Here is a 21,783-nt window from a genome sequence, read left to right as displayed (position 1 = left end):
AACATATTGTGAAAAAAAGAGAATTTTCATTCTTCCATGAGATGCTAGCTTCATTCACAGGCCTGATGAGCCTCAGACGCGGAAGAAAACGAACGGTAACGAATATGACACGTCACGACACCAGCTCCGACAGCACCGGCGACTCCGGTGATGCGGATGATTCCGATCAAGCAGCGGGAACCATCTATCTCGGCTTCCCGGCCAGCGCGGTCCCCGACAAACCGGGGCAGGAGCGGGAATACACGCTTGACCGCATCGAGCGCACGATAGGCTCCATTCTCTGACCACCGCTGGCGGCTTGAAACGCCGCGCGTAGGGTGACAGGTTCCCTTCAAACCTCGAAAGGGAACCCAAGATGTCAGAGACCAAGATGCTGACCTCGCCGCAAGGGCGTCGTCTGGCCTATCACAAGACCGACGGGGACGGGCCGGAAGTGGTCTTTCTCGGCGGCTTCAAATCCGACATGGAGGGCACCAAGGCCCTCCATCTCGAAGACTGGGCCAAGCGCACCGGCCGCGCCTTTCTGCGGTTCGACTATTCCGGACATGGTCAAAGCGGCGAAGCCTTCACTGATGGCTGCATCGGCGACTGGGCGGCGGACGCCCAGGCCGCGATCGAGGAACTGACCGACGGCCCGCAAATCCTCGTCGGTTCCTCCATGGGCGGCTGGATTTCCCTGCTCATGGCCCGCGCCATCCCCGACCGTATCGCCGGCATGGTCACGGTCGCCGCTGCCCCCGATTTCACCGAGGACAGCATGTGGGCCGGCTTCACCGAGGCGCAGCGCGCCGAGCTCAAGGCCAAGGGCCGCCTCGCGTTGCCCAGCGAATATGACGAGCCCTACATCATCACCCACCGCCTGATCGAGGACGGCCGCGACAACCTCGTCCTGCGCTCGGACCTGAAACTGCCGTTCCCGGCGCGCTTCCTGCAAGGCACCGCCGATGCGGATGTGGACATGTCCGTGGCCCTGCGCCTTCTGGACCACGCCAAGGGCCGCGACATGCGCCTCACGCTCGTGGACGGCGCCGATCACCGCTTTTCCGATCCCGACTGCCTCGCGCTCATCATCCGCTCCATCGAGGACGTGCTCGAGCGCATCGCGTGAGCGCCGACACTGTCCCGACCGGATCGGCGGATTGCCGTAGCCCGCGCGAGTTTTCTTGGTTTTCCCGCGCGCCTGTGGCAGAATCGCTTGCATAAAACAGCGCAAAGCGCGCGGGCAGGTTAAGGAAAAAGCGATGAAGGACCCCTTGGTGTTTCTGCCGGGCATGATGTGTGACGCACGCGTCTTCGGCCCCCAGATGACGGCGCTCAGCCCCGACTTGCCCGTGACCGTCGCGCCCATTTCCCACGGCGACCGGATCGAGGAAATCGCCTCGGGCCTGCTCGACCACCTGCCGCGCCGCTTTGCGCTGGCCGGGCTGTCCATGGGCGGGATCGTGGCGCTGGAAATCGTGCGCCGCGCGCCGGACCGGGTGACGCGGCTCTGCCTGATGGACACCAATTCGATGGCCGAGACGCCGCAATCGGCCGCGAATTACGAACCCGTCGTCACCAAGCTGCGGGCGGGCTTCATCGACCAGGCAGTGTCGGCGCTGTTGCGACCCGAACACCTGGCCCCCAATGCCGAGCGTACCTCGATTTTGCACATGGTCACCAAGATGGCCGAGAACCTCGGACCCGAGGCCATCACCCGCCAGGTCCGCGCCCTGCAGCGCCGCCGCGACTACCAGGCGACCCTGCGCAAGATCCACGTGCCGACGCTGGTGATGTGCGGCGTGCATGACACGCTCACCCCGGTCAAGCGGCACGAGTTCATGGCCGGTCTCATCCCCAACGCCGAACTGGCGCTGGTGCAGGAGGCAGGGCACCTGCCGACGCTTGAATCCCCCGAGGCCGTGACGGCCGCGCTGCGCGTCTGGCTGAAACAGCCGCTGGTTCTGCACCGGCGGGTCGAGGCGGGGTAGGGCGGGGCAAGCCGGCAATTCAGCAAGTCATCCTCGGGCTTGACCCGAGGATCTGTGTGACCACGAGATCCCGGATCACGTCCGGGATGGCGTATGGCTTTGTCTCCCGCGCGGAACAAAGGCGCGGCCCTGCCGCGCCGCAGCGCGATCGCCAGACCGCCCCCCGGACTGGCGATTGGGTGATGTAAGTGCCTCAACCCGAGAATTTGCGGAGATGGCTACTATAAAGTGCATTGAACGCAGGTCGGTTCGCCATCGCGCGGTCTTGCAATCGCGCGGCTTAGTCAAACACCCGTCATCCCGGACCTCATCCGGGATCTCTCCGCCCAAGGCGCGCCCCTTCACTCCGCCGCGATCTTGGCCTTCTTCTTGTCCTTGCGCGACTTCGTGCGGCTGCGCGCCGCCGGGTCCTCGGAATTGGCGTCGATGAAATCCAGCACCAGGGGCCGGATGTTGTTGCGCCAGGACCGGCCCGCGAAGATGCCGTAATGGCCCGCCTCGGGCTCCAGGTGGCTGGCCTTCATGTCGTCCGGCAACCCGGTCAGCAGGTCCAGCGCCGCCACGCATTGCCCGGGGGCCGAAATGTCGTCCTTGCCGCCCTCGACGGTCTTCACCGCGACCTTGCTGATCGCGCCGATATCCACCTTGTGGCCATCGACCACGAATTCGTTCTTGGCGATCTCGCCCGCCTTGAAGATGCGTTCGACCGTCGACAGGTAGAACTCCGCCGGCATGTCCATGACCGCCAGGTATTCATCGTAGAACTTGTTGTGCGGGTCGCGGTCGCTGGCCTCGCCCTGCGCCACGCGGGTGATCTGGTTCATGAAGGCCTGGCTGTGCCGCTCGGCGTTCATCGACATGAACGACGCCAGTTGCAGCAGCCCGGGATAGACCTTGCGCCCCACGCCGGGATACTTGAACCCGACGCGCTGGATCATCGTGCCTTCCAGTTGGCCCATCGTAACGCTGTGGCCGAAATCCGTCACCTCGGTCGGCGTGGCATCGGGGTCGATCGGCCCGCCGATCAGCGTCAGCGAACGCGGCTGCGCCTCGGGGTCCTGCTCGGCCAGATAGGCGGTAGCGGCCAGCGTCAGCGGTGCGGGCTGACACACCGCGATGACGTGCAGGTCATGCCCGAGGTGCCGCATGAAATCCACGAGGTACAGTGTGTAATCCTCGACATCGAACTTGCCTTCGCTGACCGGGATGTCGCGGGCATTGTGCCAGTCGGTTACGTAGACCTCGCAATCGGGCAGCAGCGATTTCACGGTCGAGCGCAGCAGCGTCGCATAGTGCCCCGACATCGGCGCCACCAGCAGAACGCGGCGATCCATCTCGTCGCGCCCCTGCACGTTGAAATGGATGAGATCGCCAAAGGGCTTTTCCACCACCGTTTCGATGCTGATCAGATGATCGCGCCCATCCTCGCCGGTGATCGACTCGATCCCCCAGTCGGGCTTTGCGACCATCCGCTGGAACGTGCGTTCGGTCACTTCGCCCCAGGCGGCCAACCACTGAAATGCAGGGTTTGGGGTCAGCGCGAAGATGGGGTAAGATGCCATGGAATAGGCCGTCGCACCCAGCCACTGGTTGGTGTTGCGGATGGTTTCCATCAAGTCGTAGGTGGCCATGTAACGCATTACTTACTCCTTCGGCCGGACCGACCGAGTTGGTTCCATTCGTCGCAGTCCCGCAGGCCCCGGGGACCTGTATAGGCGGGGCGACGTTAACACTTGCATACCAGACGCAGGCCTCCTGCGCCATGCTGCACGGCAGAAAGATTAGAGGATTTCGTGGAAATGGCAACGCCCGACACCGCTGACGAAAAAAATCTAGAGCGGATGAACGAAAATCTCGAAAAGGTCGAAGCCTTGTCACAAAGGCTCGTGCAGGCGCTCAGCCACCGCAATCCGCCCATGCCCGAACTGAACGGTCCGGGGCAGGATCTTTATGCACGTGCAGCAGCCTCCTACTGGCAGGCGCTGATGGAGAACCCCGGCAAGATCTACGAACAGCAGCTGGAATACTGGGGCAAGTCCGTTCGCCACTTCATGGAGGCGCAGCAATCGCTGCTTCAGGGCCACCCCCCGTCCGACGCTGACGAAGACGATCCCGACCCGCTGGAGGGCGACAAGCGATTCACGAATCCCCTGTGGCGGACCCACCCCTATTTCCGGCTCGTGAAACAGCAATATGCGCTCAACCGGCAGGCCGTGGAAAAGGCCGTGGCCGAGGCCGACGACCTCGACCCCAAGGACCGCAAGCGCCTGAACTACTTCGCCAGCCAGATCGTCGACATGATGAGCCCGACGAATTTCCTTGGCACCAACCCCGACGCGCTGGAACGCGCGCTCGAAACCGAGGGCGAAAGCCTGGTGAAGGGGCTGGAAAATCTCGTGGCGGACCTCGAGGCCAACAACGGCGAAATGGTCGTGCGCCTGTGCGACGAGGAGGCCTTCAAGCTGGGCGAGAACGTCGCCGTGAGCGAAGGCGAGGTAGTCTATCGCAACCGCCTGATGGAGCTGATCCAGTACAGCCCCACCACCGCGCAGGTCCACAAGACCCCGGTGGTGATCTTCCCGCCCTGGATCAACAAGTACTACATTCTCGACCTGAAACAGGAAAACAGCCTGATCAAGTGGATCACCGATCAGGGCTACACGCTCTTCGTGGTCTCCTGGGTCAACCCCGACGCCTCCTATTCCGACGTGCTGATCGACGACTACATCGAGGAAGGCTTCCTGACCGCCATCCGCGAGGCCAAGGCGATCACCGGCGAGAAACAGGTCAACGCGGTGGGCTATTGCATCGCCGGCACAACGCTGCACCTGACGCTGGCGCTGATGGCCAAGCGCGGCGACACGTCCGTCAAGTCCGCCACCTTCTTCACCGCACTCACCGATTTCGGCGAGCAGGGCGAGTTCGTGCCCTTCCTGCAGGACGATTTCGTCGACGGCATCGAACGCGAAGTGGAAGAGCAGGGCATCCTGCGCTCCTTCATCATGGGGCGCACCATGTCCTTCCTGCGCTCGAACGACCTGATCTACAAACCCGCGATCCGCAGTTACATGATGGGCGAGACACCGCCCGCCTTCGACCTTCTCTACTGGAACGGCGACGGCGCGAACCTGCCGGGCGCAATGACCAAGCAATACCTGCGCGACCTTTGCCAGGCCAATGCCTTCGTCACCGACGGCATGACCGTCTGCGGCGAAAAAGTGCATATCAGCGACGTGACCGTGCCGATCATGGCCGTCACCTGCCAAAGCGATCACATCGCCGCCTGGCGCGACTGCTACCGCGGCTTCCTGCAGACCGGATCGACCGATCGCAGTTTCATCGTGTCCGAGTCCGGCCACATCGCCGGCATCGTCAATCCGCCGTCGAAAAAGAAGTACGGCTATTACATGAACAAGGACCTGCCGCCCACGCCCGAAGAGTGGCTGGAGGGCGCGACCGAGCGCGAAGGCTCCTGGTGGCCGATGTGGGAAACCTGGCTGCGCAAGCGCTCGGGCACCAAGGTAAAGGCCCGCAAACCGGGCGATTCCGAGCATCCCAGCCTTGGTCCCGCGCCCGGAACCTACGTTTTGCGCAAGGCAACTGCCTGACGCGAAACGTTTTTTCAGATCGTGTGAAAGTTTTGCTGCAGTGCAGCAAAAAGGGTTGCAATGCTGCGATGCAGCATCTATATATGTTGCAGATGCACACAGCGGATCAACCGCTTGCAAAACGAACACGACTGAAACCGAACAGTAAGGAGCCGTACCAATGGCAAAAGCACAAGCACAAGACATCAACGCGATGATGAAAGACATGATGGGCGCATTCCCCGTCGACACCAAGGCGATGGAAGAAGCGTTCAAGAACCAGGCCGCCCTGAGCGAGAAAATGTCGGGCGTCGCGCTCGAAGCCGCCACCAAGTCGGCCGAGCTGTCGGGCAAATGGACCCAGGAAACCCTGTCCAAGCTCAGCGACGTCACCAAGGCGAAATCCGAGCCGGCAGACTATGCCAAAGCCATGACCGACTTCGCGTCGGCCAACGCTGAATCGGCTGCCGAGCACATGGCCGCCTTCGCCGAGATCGCGAAGAAAGTCCAGATGGACACGGTCGAGCTGATGATGGCTGCTGGAAAAGACCTGCAGGAAGACGCTTCCAAGGCCGTCAAGAAAGCAACCGACGACATGACCGCCGCGGCCAAGAAAGCCTCGACCACCGCTGCCAAGTAAGCGGAGCCGGTCACCGGTTTAACGAGTACGGGCCATCTTCCTCCCTTTTGGCCCGGAACACCGAAGGGCGAGCCTCACCGGCTCGCCCTTTTTTTGATGTCCGTATTTCGGGAAGGACAGCCCGAAGGCGACACGGCTGACGCTTGTGGTCTGTCCATTGGCTCTTGCGGATGTGCGCGCCTGGCGTTCGTTCAGATAGGGGGCGGTGCTGCAAGCTGCACCGTTGTTCCGCGCGGAGCGTTGTCTTTCGACCGACCGCTGTGCGGGACGAAACGGAAGCCGAGCGTTTTCAGGTGCTGCCGATGTAATTGCAGCCGAACCGACGTTGCATCTCGCGATGTGTTTCGCCTCGAAGCGCGTCAGCCTCGGCGTTGATGCTGTCCAGGTCGGCCACCACATCAGAGGAAGCACGGTCCGGCGACATGCTGGCAACCATGGCTTTTGCCTGTAGCCGCGCAGAGGTCTGCACGGCCGGTTCAAACATCGCATGAGCGGCACGGGCGTTGGTCTCTGAACTTGCAAGCGTTGCCGCGACTGCGCAGCGATAGCTCATCGAGCCACTGCCATCCTTCACCTGAAAGGTATAAACCGCAGTCTCGGACGCGATCGCCCGGACATAGCTGAGACCCGTTGCTGCCAGTATTCCGAACCCAATTGCGAGCGTGACCATTCCGGTTTTCACTAATCCCTCCACAGTATTTCTTATGGTTGAAAATTAATTTCTTAAGGTTGTAAGGTAAATTCCTTAGCTGATCGTTAAAGACAAAGCGTGGCGAAATTTGGACACCCTCCGCACCATCGCCAACTTACGTCGACCGGCCGCTATTCGCCGGTCGCGGACATTCCTTTGTGACCCCATGACCACACTTCCGGGACCAAGTGATTGCCATCAGGTCGCAGCGGCGTAAGGTGACCCCAAATCGCAACGACTCATCGGACTGACCCATGCCCATTGCCGCAGCAAGAAACTTCGTTCTCCTGGCGTGCAGCCTTCTCCTCGCCGCCTGCGCGGGAACGATGCCCTCGGACACACTCGGCGGGGCAACCTACCCCGAATACGGCGAAATGCAGGAAGGGCACATCACCATCGACGCGATCGACCCGCAATACCTGCGCGAGCCGAACCGCCGCACCTCCGTGACCTATACCGGCGACGAGGCCCCCGGCACCATCGTCGTCGATCCCTACGCCAAGTTTCTCTATTTCGTGCAAGGCCCCGAAAGCGCCATCCGCTACCCCGTTGCCGTCGGGCGTGAAGGCCGCGGGTTCAGCGGACGCGCCACGATCGGGCGCAAGGCGGAATGGCCGGGCTGGACGCCCACGGCCAACATGATCCGCTCCGACCCCGAGGCCTATGCGCCCTTCGCCAAGGGCATCCCGGGCGGCAAGGCCAGCCCGCTCGGTGCACGCGCGCTCTACCTCTATCGTGGCGGTCGCGACACCTATTACCGTATCCACGGCACGAACGACCCCGCGACCATCGGCAACCAGGGCAGCGCCGGATGCATCCGGCTCTTCAATCAGGACATCATCGACCTTCACGCACGCGTGGATGTCGGCGCTCCGGTCGTTGTCCGCAGCTACGAGGAGTCCGTGGCGGCGGAAGGCGTCGAGACGGCCAACCGGGGCGGCGAAATGGTCCCCAAACCCATCGACGCCGACAGGGTCTATGCCTATGTCGCCGAGGAACAGCGGCGCAAGGCCGAGTACGAAGCCAGCCAGTAAAGCGCCGGGCGCGATAGGCTGACACCGGGCACCGTGTCGCTTTCCGGATGCCGGCTCACCCCGGCGTCCAAGCGGCGCCATGGCGCCCCGGACGTCTTCGATGTCAAGGATGCCGCCGCGCCGTTTACCTTGCGTGCGTTCCGCAAGCCCCTGGTGCGGCGCTCCTCCAACTCCGGATCCACACGCCCTTTCTTTTTGTTCTGCACTGGCATAGGCTTCGCTGCAGTGCACGCATTCCGGGGAGGACACACGTGGCCGAAGACGAAAAACCGCTCCTGATCAAACGGTATGCCAGCCGCCGGCTGTACAATACCGAAACGTCGGACTACGTGACGCTCGAAGATATTTCCGAGTTCATCCGCGACGGCCGCGAGGTGCAGATCATCGACCTGAAATCGGGCGACGATCTCACCCGGCAATACCTGCTGCAGATCATCGCCGAACATGAAAGCCGCGGCGAGAACGTGCTGCCGATCAACGTCCTCACCGACCTCGTGCGCAGCTACACCACCCAGGCCACCTCGATGGTGCCCGATTTCCTCGCCGCCAGTTTCGAGATGCTGCAACAGGGCCAGTCCCAGATGATGGAGAACATGGCCAAGGCGAACCCGCTGGCCAAGTCCTTCAACCAGATGCCTGGGATGGACACGATCCGCGCCCAGCAGGAGGCGTTCCTCAAGGCCATGACCGGCGGCGGCGTCCCCGGCATGACCGGCAAGACGCCCGAGGAGGGCGAGCCCGCCAAGGGGGCTGCCGGCGACGAGGGGCTCGACGACATCAAGAAGCAACTGGCCGACCTGCAGGACAAGCTGTCCAAGCTCGGCAAGTAAGGCCCCCACATGGTCGACAGTCCCGGCCGTATCACCCTGTGGGGGATCGAGGTGTTCATGGCCGCGGCCGACGAGCGCTCGATCTCCGCGGCTGCCAAGCGCCTCGGCGCCAGCCCCTCGGCGGTCAGCCAGCAACTGACCAACCTCGAAGGCGCGGTGGGCGCGACGCTCCTGCAACGCAACGCCCGGCCCATCCGCCTGACCCCGGCGGGCGAGATCCTGAAACGCCGCGCCCAGGTCATCCTGAACGAGGCCGCCCAGGCCCGCGCGGAACTCGCCATGTCCGACATGTCGATGCTGACCCGCTTCCGCCTCGGGATGATCGAGGATTTCGAGGCCGACGTCACGCCGCAGCTGCTGACCCACGTGGCGGGCGAGCTCAAGACCAGCCAGTTCCTGCTGGAAACCGGCGCCAGCCATTACCTCTACGACCTCCTGGAAAGCCGCACGCTCGACATGATCGTCGCCGCCGAACTCAACGCCGGCGACGACTGGGCCGAGGTTCATCCGCTGATGCGCGAGGGCTTCGTCGTGGCCGCCCCCAAGGCCCGGATCAAACCAGACGGCGACGTGCTGCGACAGCTGAAACGCCTACCGCTCATCCAGTATACCCAGCGGCATTACATGGGCCGTCTGCTCTCGGCCCATCTCGCCCGGCAGAAACTCAGCCTGCCGCACCGCTTCGAGCTCGACAGCTATCACGCCATCCTGGCGCTGGTGGGGCAGGGGACCGGCTGGACGATCCTGCCCCCCTTGGCGCTGATGCGCGCCCGCCGCTTTGCCGCTCAGATCGACGTCATGCCGCTCCCGTTCGAGCCGCTGACCCGCACGATCAGCCTGACGGCGCGCAAGGACATCCTTCAGGACCTGCCGGCGCAGCTGGCCGCAACCCTGCGCCCGATCCTGCGCGACACGATCCTCGCCCCGGCGCAGGAGGCGTACCCGTTCCTCGCCGATCAGCTCGAGCTGCTCTGAAGCGTTTCGCGGGTAAGCTGCACATCAGGTCTATCGCGAAACGCTTCAAGTCGGGCGCGCGCCTTCCTCAGGTGCCGTAGGCCCGTTCCGGCTCCACCGGACCCGCCGCCGTCTCCGCCGCCGCGATCAGCGCGTCGGCCACAAAGTCGAGGTCGTCCCGGCTCAACCGCGCAGGCAGCCGCACGTCACAGGCCCGCATCAGCATCGCCCGCGTCCGCGGCAGGTCCGGCGTCGGGCCCGGCATGAACTGCCAGTTCCAGAAGGCCCGTGCGTTGTCCTGCGACATCCCGAACACCTGCACCTTCACGCCGCGCTCGGCGGCGGCGCTGGCAAAGGTCCGCACCTCCGCATCGCTCATGCCGACAAGGTTGAACTGGATCGAATCCGGCGCGCGCTCTTCGCGGTCCAGCTTCTCCGGCACCTGCAGCCAAGGAGAGGTGTTCAGCCGCCCGGCGACATGATCGTGATTGGCACGCCCGTCGCGCACCCGCCGCGCCACCTCGGGCAGTTGCGGGCGGATGATCGCCGCGCTCAGATTGCCCATGCGCAGGTTGTACAGCGGCAGCCGGTTCTGCCAATCGGCAAAGGCGGCCGCCAGCATCGGGTCGTCCCCCGCCATATGCTTGGCCCAGTTATGCTCGTATGCCCCCGACATGATCACCGCCCGCGCCACCAAGTCGGAATCGTCGGTCACCAAAATGCCGCCTTCGCCCGCGTTGACCAGCTTGTAGGACTGAAAGCTGAAGCAGCCCACGCGGCCCAGAGTGCCGATCTTGCGCCCGCCCCAGACAGTGCCCAGGCTGTGCGCCGCGTCCTCGATCACCGGGATTCCGCGCACGTCGCACAGCCCCATGATCGCGTCCATGTCCGAGGTATGGCCCCGCATGTGGCTGACAATCACTGCGTCGATGCCCGTCTCCAGCTTCGCCTCGAAATCGGCCATGTCGATCCGGTAATTCTCGCCCACCTCGCACAGCACCGGCACGCAATCGGCATGTATGACCGACGACGGCACCGCGGCAAAGGTGAAGCCGGGGATCAGCACCCGCGCATCCCGCGGCAACCCCAGGGCCTTCAGCGACAAGAACAGCGCCGCCGAACAGCTCGACACCGCCAGGGCATAGCGCGAGCCCATCAGCGCCGCGAACTCCCGCTCCAGCAGGCTGACCGGCGCATCCTCGGGCGCGGTATAGCGAAACAGGTCGCCCGATTGCAGCATCCGGTCGATTTCGGCCCGGGCCGCCTCGGGGATGGGTTCGGCGTCATAGACATTGGGGGCGGGGGAGGTGCCAACCTGGGTCATGTTCGGATTTCCTGAAGCTCGTTTTTCGATTTTCCGAAATCTCTACACCAAAACCGTCCAACCCCAAAGCGAAGTTTTGGTAACGGCGACGCTTCGCCGTCTCTTCCTCTGGCGACAAATATCCCAGGGGGGCGTCGAAACTCCGTTTCCACGTGGGGGACTCGTCCCCCTCCGGCGTCGCTGACCCCTCACCGCGTCTCGGCCACCGCCCAATCGCGAAACGCCGCCACCTTCGAATCGTCCCACCTGTCCCGCAATGCAATCAGGCAGATGCCCCCCGTGGGCGAGGTGCAGACCATTTCGGGAAACAGCTTCACCAGCAGGCCCGATTCCAGTTCGTCCCGGTTCAGCGCAAGGTCCGCCATCACCACGCCCGCCCCCAGCGTCGCCGCCTTGGCCGCCATGTCGAGATTGGGAAAATCGCTGCCCTTGTCGGGGTCCACGCCCCGCACGTCGAAGGCCTCCAGCCATGCGCGCCAATCGGCACGGCGCGGCGTTTCGTGCAGCAGCGGGAACCGGGCCAGGTCTTCGGGCCGCTCGGGCCGTCCCTGTGCGGCCAGCAGCGAGGGCGCGCAGGCGGGCGTCACCTCAACCGGAAACAGCGTTTCCACCTTCAGGTCGCCGGGCCGGTCCGGCCAGTGCGTGACCGAAAACCCCACGTCATACTGGTGCGCGTCAAAGCCGTAGGGCCCCACGAAATCCGTGGTCAGCCGCACGCCGATCTCGGGGTGCAGAGCGCGGAACCTCTCAAGCCGCGGCAGCAGCCAGCGGATCGAGGTGGCGGGCGGGCAGATGATCCGCAAATCCGACGCCTCCGTCCCGATCCGCGACGTCTCAGACAGGATGTCGCCGAACGCCCGGGTCAGCACGGGCTGCAACCGCCGCCCGGCTTCGGTCAGTGCGACCCCCTTACCGTGGCGGCGAAAAAGCAGCGTTCCGATACGCTCTTCCAGCAGCTTGATCTGCCGGCTGATCGCCCCGCGTGTCACGTGCAATTCGTCCGCCGCCCCGACAAAGCCACCGTGGCGGGCAGCGGCCTCGAAGGCGCGCAGGGCATTCAGCGGGGGCAATCTCATCGCCGCTCCATGGATCAGGTTTTCTCATCCATGGTGCCAGAAAGAATGGTTTGAGCGCAAGCCGCGTCGCGCTCTATTCTCACCCGGTAACCCGATCCCGTGAGGTCTGTTCATGTTTGAGATCACCTTGTCAAATCCGTCACGCCCATCGCTCGCGCAGCGTCTTCGCCATTGGATTCGGTCCGTGAGAAATCCTGACCCGGCCGACCCGGTGATGCTGGCCGATCTCGAGCGCCTCGCGGATATCTCGCCGCACCTTCTGGCGGATCTTGGCTTCGAGGATATCCGCACCGGCCCGTCCGGGATCACATCCTGGCGGCGCGGACGCCTGAGGGTCGTCCGCCACACCGGCCCGGACGCCCGCCATCACGCCTTTCGCGTTCCGTGCGGCTGACGCGCCTCAGATCCCCAGCCGGTCGCGCGTCGCGTACCACGTCATCGCCAACACCAGCAGGGGGGAACGGAACGCGGCACCCCCCGGAAAGGTTTGCGCCGGCACCCGCGCCAGCGTGTCAAAGCCCTCGGCCTCTCCGCGCACTGCGTCCGCCATCAGCTTGCCCGAGAAGGTGGCCATACCCACCCCGTGCCCGGAATAGCCCGACGCCGACAGGACATTTGGCGCTACCCGCGCCAGATAGGGCATCCGCTTCATCGTGATCGCCAGCGTCCCGCCCCAGGCATGGTCTATCTTCACGTCCCGCAGATGCGGAAAGATCTGCGTCATCGGCTTGCGCACCAGCCCAGCGATATCGTCCGGGAAGCGATAGCCATAGCTTTCGCCCCCGCCAAACAGCAGCCGCCTGTCATGGCTCAGGCGGAAATAATTCACCACGAACTTCGAATCCGCCACGGCCACATCCCGCGTCAGCACCTTGTCCGCGTCGTCCCCCAGCGGCTCGGTGGCCACCACGAAGTTGTTGATCGGCATCACCCGTGCCGCAACCTTGCGATTGAGCCCGCCCAGATATCCGTTGCATCCCAGGATCACGTGATCCGCTGTCACCCGGCCCGCATCGGTGGCCACCACCGCCGGCGCGCCCTCGTCGATCCGGTGCACCTCGGCCCGCTCGAAGATCCGCACGCCCGCGTCCCGCGCTGCCCGCGCCAGCCCGAAGGCAAAGGCCAGCGGGTGCAGATGCGCCGCCGACATGTCCAGCGACCCGCCCACGTATTTCGGCGAGGGGCAAAGCGCCTGCGCCGCGTCCCGGTCCAGCGTCTCCAACTGGTCATAGCCATAGCGGCGAAACAGGAAATCGGCATAGTCGTGCTCTTCGCGCACCTCACTCTTTGAAAAGCACATATGCGCCACGCCGGGCTTCAGGTGACAGTCGATCCCGTGCTTGGCCACCAGCGACTTCACCAAGTCCTTGGCACCCTCCGCCAGGTCCCACAGCTTCGCCGCATCGTCGCGTCCCACCATCTTTTCCAGCGTCTGCTGGTCCTGCCTCTGCCCGCTGCCCAACTGCCCGCCATTGCGCCCCGACGCGCCAAAGCCCACGCGATGCGCCTCCAGCAGCACCACGTCCAGCCCGGCCTCCGCCAGATGCAGCGCCGCCGAGAGGCCGGTGAACCCGCCGCCCACCACGCAGACATCGGCTTTCACCTCGCCGCGCAAAGCGGCGAACGGCTCCAGCGCGTCGGTCGTGGCTGCGTACCAGCTGTCGGGGTATTGTCCGGGTTTGTCGTTGGAAAAAAGCAGGTTCATTGGGGTGCGATCCTGTAATGGGCCAGGGTAAAGGACGGCGGATCGAGACTATCCACCCGGATATCCTCCACCGTCGCCACGGGCAGTTCGATCTTGAAACAGTCGGGGCAGGGGCGGCCCAGATGCGCCTCGGCCATCTCCGCCAGGCGCGCGGCCACAAAGGGCGGCTCGGGCGGCAGGATTTCGGGCATCCGGTCAAAGGCACCCGGCGCGCGCAGGCGCCCGGCCATTCCCTCAGTCACATCCACGCTCAGCGACGGCGCGACCACCATGACACCGCCGAGGCCGCGCAACGTGCCATCCTCGTCCCGCAGATAGCCATCCACATCGTCGCCCACCACGGGCCAGCCCTGCGACGGCGGGTAGACCTCGCTCACCCGCATCGGGTTCAGCCGATAGGCCTCCGTTTCGGGAAAGACATGGCCGAATGCGGCGGCAAACCGCGCCTCCAGCGCGGCTTGATCGAACGGAACGCGCGCCGCGTGCCCGGTCTCGTCCGTCTCCAGCAGGATCGCGGGCAGGCTCAGACGCACGCGCTGGGGAAAGACGATGGTGCCCGGCGCGGGCAGGTCCGCAGGTTCGATCAGCGCCACCTCCGGGTCCTGCATCAGCTTGAACATTCGCGCCCGCGCGGCGTCGTGGTGATCGAAGCGCTCGGTCACCAGATCGACCGGCTCCGACGCCTCGACCAGCCCCGCCATGTCCCGTTCATGCGGCGGATCGAAGGCCTCGTTCCCGGCGCAGAAGGCGCGGTAACAGCGGTACGTCTCGACCCTCTGCTTGTCCTTCAGAACGGTCACGAACGCCCCGTCCGGCGGCATGCCCGGCGGGCTCAGAAACAGGATCGACAACAGCGTCCGCTTCAATTGCGCACCGGGATTGTCGGTGTAATAGGCCTGTCCTTGCGCCGCCTTCAGCGCGGCGGCATCCCGCACCACGCGCAGCCCGTCGCCGGTCACCTGCTCGTGTAGCAAAAGCGCATAGCCCCTCTCGTCCAGCGGCAGCCCCTCCAGAAAGTCATGCCGCTCGACACCCGACGTGTCTGCATCGGTCGGTGTCGCGGCAGGGCCCTCGCGCAACAGCCAAAGCCCAGCCACCAAAAGGACCATCATGCCAAGGGCAAGTCCCGCCGCCCTAGACATTCATCAAGAGATGCTCGCGCTCCCAGGGGGAAATCACCTGCAGGAACTCGGCATATTCCGTGCGCTTGACGATGGAATAGACCCGCGCGAACTCGGGGTGCAGCACGTCGTGCAGCTCTTCCGCCTCGTCGAACAGATCCAGCGCCGCGCCCAGCCCGTCGGGAAAATCCGGCTCGCCCTCATAGGCGTCGCCGCGGAATTGCGGCTTGGCGCGCAGCTCGTTCCGGATCCCCAGGAGGCCACAGGCCAGGCTGACCGCGATGCCGAGGTAGGGGTTGCAATCCATCCCCGCGATGCGGTTCTCGACCCGCCGCGCCTCGGGCTTGGAGAGGGGCACGCGAATGCCCGTGGTACGGTTGTCGCGGCCCCATTCCAGGTTGATGGGGGCGGCATTGTCCTTGACGTAACGGCGATAGGAATTGACGTAGGGCGCCATCACCCCGATCGCCGCCGGCATGTATTCCTGCAAGCCGCCGATGAAGTGATAGAACATGTCCGTCTCGCCGCCCTGCGGCCCGGAAAACGCGTTCTTGCCGGTCTCCATGTCGATGATCGAGTGGTGGACATGCATGGCACTCCCCGGCTCGGCGGCGATGGGCTTGGCCATGAATGTGGCAAAGCAATCGTGCCGCAGCGCCGCCTCGCGAATGAGCCGCTTGAAATAGAACACCTCGTCGGCCAGCTTCACCGGATCGCCGTGCCGCAGGTTGATCTCCAGCTGCCCGGCGCCGCCCTCCTGCGTGATCCCGTCGATCTCGAAGCCCTGCGCCTCGGCGAAATCGTAGATGTCGTCGATCACCGGGCCGAACTCGTCCACCGCCGTCATGCTATAGGCCTGCCGCGCCGCCGCCGGACGGCCCGACCGGCCCACCATCGGCTCGATCTCCTGACGCGGGTCCAGATTCCGCGCGATCAGGAAGAACTCCATTTCCGGCGCCACCACGGGCTTCAGCCCCAGCTTCTCGTATTGCTTCACCACCCGTTTCAGAACGTTGCGCGGCGCGAAATGGATGGGCTTGCGGTCGCGGTCATAGGCGTCGTGAATCACCTGCAACGTCCAGTCCCCGGTCCAGGGCGCTGCCGTCGCCGTGCTCATGTCCGGGGTCAGGATCATGTCGCGTTCGATGAACCCTTCCGCCCCCGCGGCCTCGCCCCAGTCGCCGGTGATCGTCTGGTAGAAGATCGAGTCGGGCAGGTGGAAATACTCCTGCCGCGCGAACTTGGTGGCCGGCACCGCCTTGCCCCGCGCGATGCCGGGCAGGTCGGCGACGATGCATTCCACCTCGTCCAGCCGCCGGTTCTCCAGGTAGGCCTGCGCCGCCTCGGGCAGTCCGCTCGTCCAGTCCTCGGCCATGTCAGGCCCCTTTCCTGAAATGCGCCGCCATGCGCTCGGCAAAGGCGGCGGCGTCCGTGGGCGCCTGGGCGCTGGCCTGCGCCTCGGCCAATTGGTCGTCGGGCACCACGCCCGCGCCGCGCTGGTCGATGATCGTCTGCAGCACATGCGCGGTGAATTCCGGATGCGGCTGGATCGTCAGGATCGTGTCCCCGATCATCAGCGCCGCGTTCTCGCAGAAATCCGAATGCCCGATCACCTCGGCCCCCTCGGGCAATTCGACGACCTGATCCTGGTGCCAGGCGTGCATCGCCAGGGGCTTGCCCTCGATCTCGTACTCGGTGCGCCCCACCGACCAGCCGCCGGGAAACTTCACCACCTTGCCGCCCAGGGCCTGCGCGATGATCTGGTGGCCGAAGCACACCCCGATCAGCGGCTTGCCCGCGTCGCGGATGTCGCGGATGAACGCCTCCAGCGGGGGGATCCACGGATGGTCCTCGTAGGCGCCGTGCTTCGAGCCGGTTATCAGCCAGCCATCTGCGTCATCGGGGCTCTCGGGGTAGACCTCGTCCACCACGTCGTACCGCTCGAAGGTAAAGCCGTGCCGCCCCAGCAGGTCCGCGAACATCGCGTCGTAATCGCCCGTGCTCTCGATCAGGTCGGGCAGGGCGTGTCCGGTCATCAGGATGCCGATCTTCATGTCACACCAGAAATTTGATCAAATTTACGCTAGCCGAGCCAATCGGCCTGTTCAAGGCCGTTCTAGGCCATTTCCGGCGCCCGCGCCACGGGGTCTCGGCGTCCGCCATGGTAACGACTTCGGATTTTGAGAAAATGCCGCCGCGATACCACTCGGATACCGACGCGATACCGACGTGGGTTTGCGGCGTTAACCTTCGAGTCGCTCAGACCGTTTCCAGGTAGACTTTCCAGTGCTCCGCCGGGTCCATCTCGGCGAAAAGCGCCAGTTCCTGCCGCTTGGTCATCACCAGGTTCTGGATCAGCATCGGCTCGAACACGCGGGCCAGGATGGGCGCGGTTTCGAACATGTCGATGGCGCTCTCCCAGTCCTCGCAAAGCTGCAAGAGGTTGAGATCATAGGCATTTCCCGTGATCGGCTCGGGCGGCTCCAGCGCGTCCTCGATGCCCGTCAGCGCGGCACCCATCACCCCCGCGAAGGTCAGGTAGGGGTTCGTATCGCCGCCCGCCACGCGGTGCTCGATCCGCCGCGCCTTGGGGCTGCCCCCCGGCACCCGGATGGCCGCCGTCCGGTTCTCATAGGCCCAGGCCACTCCCGTCGGCGCATGCGCCCCTGGCACCAGCCGGTCATAGCTGTTGGCATGCGGTGCAAACAGCAGGGTGCTTTCCCGCATCGCCGCAATGCACCCCGCAACCGCCTGTTTCAAAAGGGTTGTTCCCTCTTCCCCGCCATTGTCGAAAACGTTCTTACCGTCCTCGTCCCAGACCGAGAAATGCAGGTGCATCCCGTTGCCCGCGTCGTCGGCAAAGGGCTTGGCCATGAAGGTCGCGGCGAATCCGTGCGTGCGCGCAAGGTTGCGAATAAGCCGCTTGAACAGCCACGTATCGTCGGCGGCCCGCATCGCGTCCTGGTGGTTCAGCGTGATCTCGAACTGCCCCACGCCGCTTTCGCTGGTCATGGTCTGCGCCGGGATGCCCATGGCGGCGCAGGCATCGTAAAGCTCTGACAGGAAAGGGTCAAAGAGGTCCAGCTGCGCCATCGAAAGGATCTCTTCCGACCCGATTTCACGCCCCGTTAGGGGGTTTTTAACCGGACTGAGCGTATCGTCACTGTCATCGACCAGGGTGAATTCCAGCTCGGTCGCGGCCACCACGCGCCATCCCCGCTTGGCATAGCGCGCCAGTACGGAGTCCAGGGCATGGCGCGGGTCGCCTTCAAAAGGGCGGCCATCCTCGTGATACATGGCCATCGGCACCAGCGGCTGCTCGGTTTCCAACCAGGGCAGGGGCAGGGCGCCGCGCCCGGTGGGCAACAGGATGCCATCGGCATCGCCCGTTTCGAACACCAGCGGGCTGTCCTCGATGTCGGCCCCGAAGATATCGAGGTTGAGCGCCGAGATGGGCATCCTGATCGCGCCCTTGTCCAGCTTGCCGGCATAGTCTCCCGGAACGCGCTTGCCGCGCATGCGCCCGTTGAGGTCGCACGCCGCCACGCGAAAGGTCTGGTATGTCGAAAGGTCCATGATGGATGTCTTTACCCAGAAAGAATGCCGGGGACCAGATAGATTCGTCGGCACCGTATTTTCCGGGTAAAGGTTTTCTATTTCAAAGAGTTATCCGGAAACCGACGCCCGGTGGATACTGTCGATCGACGCCGCGATCGTGTCGTTGAACGCCGCGTCCGACTGCTGGGCCGACAGCCCCTCTGTCAGCGCGCGCGAGAAACTGGCGATCATGCCCGTGTTGTTGGACAGCCGTTCATTGGCTTCCTCCCGCGAATAGCCGCCGGACAGCGCCACCACGCGCAACACCCGCGGATGATCGACCAGCGGCTTGTAATGGTTGGCGGTCTCCGGCAGCGTCAGTTTCAGCATCACTTCGCGCCCCTCGGGCAGTTTGTTTAGATGCTTGGCGATCTCGTCGCGCAGGATCGTCTCGGCCTCGGCCTTGTCGCTGATCGAGATCGTGACCTCCGGTTCGATGATCGGCACCAGGCCGTGGTCTAGGATGATGTTGCCGATCTCGAATTGCTGGTCCACCACAGCGGCAATCCCCGAAGGCGAGGCCGCGTTGATCACCGAGCGCATCTTGGTGCCGAAGATACCCGCGTCATTGGCCCGCCCCAGCAGGATCTCCAGGTCGGGGATAGGTTTCATCAGCTGAACGCCATCAGCTTCGTCCGCCAACCCCTTGTCGACCTTCAGAAAAGGCACCACGCCGCGCTCTTCCCACAGATACTGCGCCGAGGGCTTGCCGCCCATTTCGCGGTTCATGGTCATCTCGAACAGGATCGCGCCGAGCACCTTGTCGCCGGTAAAAGCAGGCGCCTGTGCGATACGGGTCCGCATGTCGTGCACCAGGTCGAACATCTCCTCGTCGGAGGCATAGGCGTCTTCCTCGATCCCGTAGAGTCGCAGCGCCTTGGGGGTCGATCCGCCCGACTGGTCCAGCGCCGCGATGAAGCCTTGCCCTGCGCGCACCTGTTGTGTTTGTTCAGCCTTCGACATGCCATCCCTCTTGTCGGTCATTCAGATTTTCCCGTTTCATACGTGAGGGCCGCGTGCCGCGCAATGCTCGGTGGCGCTAACGCGGCGGGTCGGCGCGCATGTAGTGCGTCGGCAGTCCCCAGCTGGTGCAGCCCTGGCATGTCAGGCGGCCACCGTCACCGGGCCTCAGCACGATCGGGTCGACACTCTCGTGGTGGCAATACCGGACCGCCCAGCCATTCGTTGAATTCAGCTCGATCGCGCCATCGTCCCGCAGGCAGACCTCGAGCGACAGAAGTCCGATCGCGACCGGGCTATAGGCCAGTCGCTCGTTGAAAAAGGCCCGATGCTGCCGGATTTGCAGCGTCGGCGTTGCCGACCGTCGCGCGATCGTCTGCGCGATCCGGTCCGCCAGCGGATCCTCCGCGGTGCGGCTGCGGTCGATCACGTAAAATCCGTCATGCGGGTTGGCCGGATAGATCAGCACCTCGACCCAAGGATAGAGAATCCCCCGCTCGTACCTGTCGATCACACGCCATGTCAGCGCCGAGAGGATAAGTAAAACGCCGCCTGCAAGAAGCCCACGGCGCAGGATCATTCCTCCTTGGCGTAGCGGCTGGCCAGGTTGCCCTCGATCCAGTCGGTCAGGGCGCGGGTCTGGATCTCGGTCCGCAAGGCCGACCAGGTCTGCCGCACCTCCGGCCCGCGATTCTCGAAGCGATTCTCGATGTCTTCGCGCAAGGGTCCGGCGCCGATATCGCCAGCCGCCTCGGCGATAAGCGCGAAATAATACGCCTGACGGTACGAGCGGGGCGCGTCAAGGCCGGTGAAATAGGCCAGCGCCTGGGTCCGCACGGCGCGGATATCCTCGCCGGCCGGCAGTGCAGGACGGGCGGGCCCAGCCGCGATGTGAGCATCCTGGGCCGCCAGGACCTGCGTCGTGGTCAACCGCTCTTCCAGTCGGTCGAGCATCGCAATTGCTCCGGGTTGACGCCCTTCTGCGGCGGTCAGCGTGTTCTGATAGGCCGCGGCCGGGTCGCGGGTCGCCTGTGCCTGGGCGATCAGCAGGGCCGCCTCGGGCGCCGCATCCCCGCCTTCGTCCATCAGCGGGGCAAGGATGTCGGGCACCAGCGCCTCGGCGCGCGGCACGCCACTGCCTTGCAGCAGAGCCCTGGCGATATCGAGCCGCTCTGCCGTGCTGACGTCGCCGCCGTCGAGCCGTCCCAGGACATCGGCCCCCAGCAGATCGGACTGGGCCAGCGGTGCGGTGCGCGCATCGGGCGCGAGCGCCTGCAGGAGTTCTTCGGGGGCCTGATAGACTTCCGGCTCCAGCACGATACCGCTGGCGGGCAACTGCGCCTCGACGGTGATCTCGCCCGGCGCACGTACGAAGCCCGCGACATGCTCCATCAGATCGTCTATGAACCGCCGCTCCGTCGCGGTCAGGGCGCGCGTGCCGTTGTTGCTCAGCATGTTGGTCAACTCTTCCGTGCCAAGGCTCTGGATCACCTCGGGCTGGCGCAGGTTCTCGGGGATGAGGGACGACAGACGCTCCCATCCGCCCTGATCCTGAAGGCCCAGGACGGCGCGGCGCACGCGGATGGCCGGATCGCCAGGCAGTCCGAACTGATCCAGACGCGGAAGGACCGCGCCCGCGGCCTCGAAATCCAGGATCGCCAGGTCGTTCACCGCGGCCGAGCCCGTGACCCGGATTTCGCCGGTGCTGTGCACGTATTCGGCCTGGTAGGTCAGCCGGTCGACCTCGATCTCGTTGTAACCGGCGGACCGCAGGGCCAGCCCCGCTTCACGCGGCACGCAGGCGATGGCGGCTTCGGCGCCGACCATGGTGGTCGAGATGGTCGCCACGCCGAACGCCGCGGAGGGTTGTCCGATGTCGACGCTGACGCGCTGAACGGTGATCTCGCACTGACGCGCGCGATCATGCGCCAGCTGCGGGCGCAAGGTGACGCCGGTCAGCGCGACGGTGCCACGCAGGATGTCCGTTTGAAGGTGTTCGTACTCGACCTCCATCTGGGTGCGCAGGGCCGAAATGGCGATGCTGGCCAGAGAATCCGCGACCCTGTCGACGGAGAAGAGATCAAGCAGACCCGGCTTGGGGTCGCCTTCGGCCTGCGCGGGCACGGCAAGGCCGAGACAAAGCGCAACGGCGATTGCGGACTTGAACGGATGCATTATGAGAACTCCCCCCCGGGAACATTGGCGTCGCCGAAAAGCTACGGCTGCGACGATCCGTACCACAGTCCGGTTTTCCATACCTGTGAAAATCGCGCCTCGCGGCCTATGGGACGACC

Annotated in this window: 21 protein-coding genes; 9 read left to right on the top strand and 12 right to left on the bottom strand. The window is 64.6% G+C overall.

What is annotated here, in order from left to right:
* Positions 1 to 104 precede the first annotated feature (104 nt).
* The 3 genes from ACQY4V_RS10200 (at position 105) to ACQY4V_RS10190 (ending at position 1,970) form a co-directional block, all read left to right on the top strand.
* Positions 105 to 284 (top strand): hypothetical protein, encoded by a 180-nt coding sequence (locus ACQY4V_RS10200; protein ID WP_428517093.1) that lies wholly within the window; start codon positions 105 to 107, stop codon positions 282 to 284.
* A 71-nt stretch (positions 285 to 355) separates the two neighbouring features.
* Positions 356 to 1,108, top strand: coding sequence for an alpha/beta fold hydrolase (locus tag ACQY4V_RS10195; RefSeq protein ID WP_428517091.1), 753 nt, complete (start codon positions 356 to 358; stop codon positions 1,106 to 1,108).
* 133 nt (positions 1,109 to 1,241) lie between these two features.
* A complete protein-coding gene (locus tag ACQY4V_RS10190) occupies positions 1,242 to 1,970 on the top strand; it encodes an alpha/beta fold hydrolase (protein WP_428517089.1) in 729 nt (242 codons plus the stop codon).
* Between the two features lie 341 nt (positions 1,971 to 2,311).
* Here ACQY4V_RS10190 and phaZ read toward each other — a convergent pair whose 3' ends face one another.
* Positions 2,312 to 3,610, bottom strand: coding sequence for a polyhydroxyalkanoate depolymerase (gene phaZ, locus ACQY4V_RS10185; RefSeq protein WP_428517087.1), 1,299 nt, complete (start codon positions 3,608 to 3,610; stop codon positions 2,312 to 2,314).
* Positions 3,611 to 3,769: 159 nt separating this feature from the next.
* Between phaZ and ACQY4V_RS10180 the strand changes: the two genes are divergently transcribed.
* Together ACQY4V_RS10180 and ACQY4V_RS10175 are read left to right on the top strand one after the other, a co-directional pair.
* Entirely contained in the window at positions 3,770 to 5,578 is a 1,809-nt protein-coding gene (locus tag ACQY4V_RS10180) for a PHA/PHB synthase family protein (RefSeq protein ID WP_428517085.1), read from the top strand.
* A 160-nt stretch (positions 5,579 to 5,738) separates the two neighbouring features.
* Positions 5,739 to 6,197, top strand: a complete 459-nt coding sequence (locus tag ACQY4V_RS10175; RefSeq protein WP_152492954.1) for a phasin family protein — start codon at positions 5,739 to 5,741, stop codon at positions 6,195 to 6,197.
* Positions 6,198 to 6,486: 289 nt separating this feature from the next.
* On the opposite strand, the gene ACQY4V_RS10170 is transcribed toward ACQY4V_RS10175, so the two are convergent.
* Positions 6,487 to 6,879 (bottom strand): hypothetical protein, encoded by a 393-nt coding sequence (locus tag ACQY4V_RS10170; protein WP_428517083.1) that lies wholly within the window; start codon positions 6,877 to 6,879, stop codon positions 6,487 to 6,489.
* 263 nt (positions 6,880 to 7,142) lie between these two features.
* Between ACQY4V_RS10170 and ACQY4V_RS10165 the strand changes: the two genes are divergently transcribed.
* The 3 genes from ACQY4V_RS10165 to ACQY4V_RS10155 all read left to right on the top strand — a co-directional run bounded on the left by ACQY4V_RS10165 (position 7,143) and on the right by ACQY4V_RS10155 (position 9,727).
* Positions 7,143 to 7,922: a L,D-transpeptidase gene (locus tag ACQY4V_RS10165; protein WP_428517081.1), complete on the top strand. Its 780-nt coding sequence runs from the start codon at positions 7,143 to 7,145 to the stop codon at positions 7,920 to 7,922.
* A 251-nt stretch (positions 7,923 to 8,173) separates the two neighbouring features.
* A complete protein-coding gene (gene phaR / locus ACQY4V_RS10160) occupies positions 8,174 to 8,752 on the top strand; it encodes a polyhydroxyalkanoate synthesis repressor PhaR (protein WP_428517080.1) in 579 nt (192 codons plus the stop codon).
* Positions 8,753 to 8,761: 9 nt separating this feature from the next.
* Positions 8,762 to 9,727, top strand: coding sequence for a LysR family transcriptional regulator (locus ACQY4V_RS10155; RefSeq protein ID WP_428517078.1), 966 nt, complete (start codon positions 8,762 to 8,764; stop codon positions 9,725 to 9,727).
* Between the two features lie 67 nt (positions 9,728 to 9,794).
* Here the strand turns inward: ACQY4V_RS10155 and ACQY4V_RS10150 are convergent, their stop codons facing one another.
* Positions 9,795 to 11,030, bottom strand: a complete 1,236-nt coding sequence (locus ACQY4V_RS10150) for a DegT/DnrJ/EryC1/StrS family aminotransferase (RefSeq protein ID WP_428517076.1) — start codon at positions 11,028 to 11,030, stop codon at positions 9,795 to 9,797.
* Positions 11,031 to 11,218: 188 nt separating this feature from the next.
* Positions 11,219 to 12,106, bottom strand: a complete 888-nt coding sequence (locus ACQY4V_RS10145) for a LysR substrate-binding domain-containing protein (RefSeq protein WP_428517074.1) — start codon at positions 12,104 to 12,106, stop codon at positions 11,219 to 11,221.
* A 112-nt stretch (positions 12,107 to 12,218) separates the two neighbouring features.
* On the opposite strand from ACQY4V_RS10145, the gene ACQY4V_RS10140 reads away from it, so the two are divergent.
* A complete protein-coding gene (locus ACQY4V_RS10140; RefSeq protein WP_428517072.1) occupies positions 12,219 to 12,500 on the top strand; it encodes a hypothetical protein in 282 nt (93 codons plus the stop codon).
* A 6-nt stretch (positions 12,501 to 12,506) separates the two neighbouring features.
* On the opposite strand, the gene ACQY4V_RS10135 is transcribed toward ACQY4V_RS10140, so the two are convergent.
* From ACQY4V_RS10135 to ACQY4V_RS10100, 8 genes are all read right to left on the bottom strand, one after another.
* A complete protein-coding gene (locus tag ACQY4V_RS10135) occupies positions 12,507 to 13,811 on the bottom strand; it encodes an NAD(P)/FAD-dependent oxidoreductase (RefSeq protein ID WP_428517070.1) in 1,305 nt (434 codons plus the stop codon).
* The gene (locus ACQY4V_RS10130) at positions 13,808 to 14,923 is read right to left on the bottom strand and encodes a hypothetical protein (protein ID WP_428517069.1); all 1,116 of its coding nucleotides are present in this window, start codon (positions 14,921 to 14,923) and stop codon (positions 13,808 to 13,810) included. The genes ACQY4V_RS10135 and ACQY4V_RS10130 overlap by 4 nt, the downstream gene beginning before the upstream one ends.
* 22 nt (positions 14,924 to 14,945) lie before the next feature.
* Positions 14,946 to 16,307 carry a glutamine synthetase family protein gene (locus ACQY4V_RS10125; protein WP_222450693.1) on the bottom strand — a complete coding sequence of 454 codons (1,362 nt, stop codon included), beginning with the start codon at positions 16,305 to 16,307 and terminating at the stop codon, positions 14,946 to 14,948.
* 1 nt (position 16,308) lies between these two features.
* Positions 16,309 to 16,986 carry a type 1 glutamine amidotransferase gene (locus ACQY4V_RS10120; RefSeq protein ID WP_428517067.1) on the bottom strand — a complete coding sequence of 226 codons (678 nt, stop codon included), beginning with the start codon at positions 16,984 to 16,986 and terminating at the stop codon, positions 16,309 to 16,311.
* Between the two features lie 205 nt (positions 16,987 to 17,191).
* The gene (locus ACQY4V_RS10115; protein WP_428517065.1) at positions 17,192 to 18,508 is read right to left on the bottom strand and encodes a glutamine synthetase family protein; all 1,317 of its coding nucleotides are present in this window, start codon (positions 18,506 to 18,508) and stop codon (positions 17,192 to 17,194) included.
* 90 nt (positions 18,509 to 18,598) lie between these two features.
* Positions 18,599 to 19,492, bottom strand: coding sequence for a fructose bisphosphate aldolase (locus ACQY4V_RS10110; RefSeq protein WP_428517215.1), 894 nt, complete (start codon positions 19,490 to 19,492; stop codon positions 18,599 to 18,601).
* Positions 19,493 to 19,568: 76 nt separating this feature from the next.
* Positions 19,569 to 20,069 carry a hypothetical protein gene (locus ACQY4V_RS10105; RefSeq protein ID WP_428517063.1) on the bottom strand — a complete coding sequence of 167 codons (501 nt, stop codon included), beginning with the start codon at positions 20,067 to 20,069 and terminating at the stop codon, positions 19,569 to 19,571.
* A complete protein-coding gene (locus ACQY4V_RS10100; protein ID WP_428517061.1) occupies positions 20,066 to 21,664 on the bottom strand; it encodes a hypothetical protein in 1,599 nt (532 codons plus the stop codon). The genes ACQY4V_RS10105 and ACQY4V_RS10100 overlap by 4 nt, the downstream gene beginning before the upstream one ends.
* Positions 21,665 to 21,783: the final 119 nt, after the last annotated feature.

The sequence above is a fragment of the Roseovarius sp. genome, from assembly GCF_965277045.1.
Taxonomy (GTDB): Bacteria; Pseudomonadota; Alphaproteobacteria; order Rhodobacterales; family Rhodobacteraceae; genus Roseovarius.
This window is presented reverse-complemented; position numbering and strand designations above follow the sequence as displayed.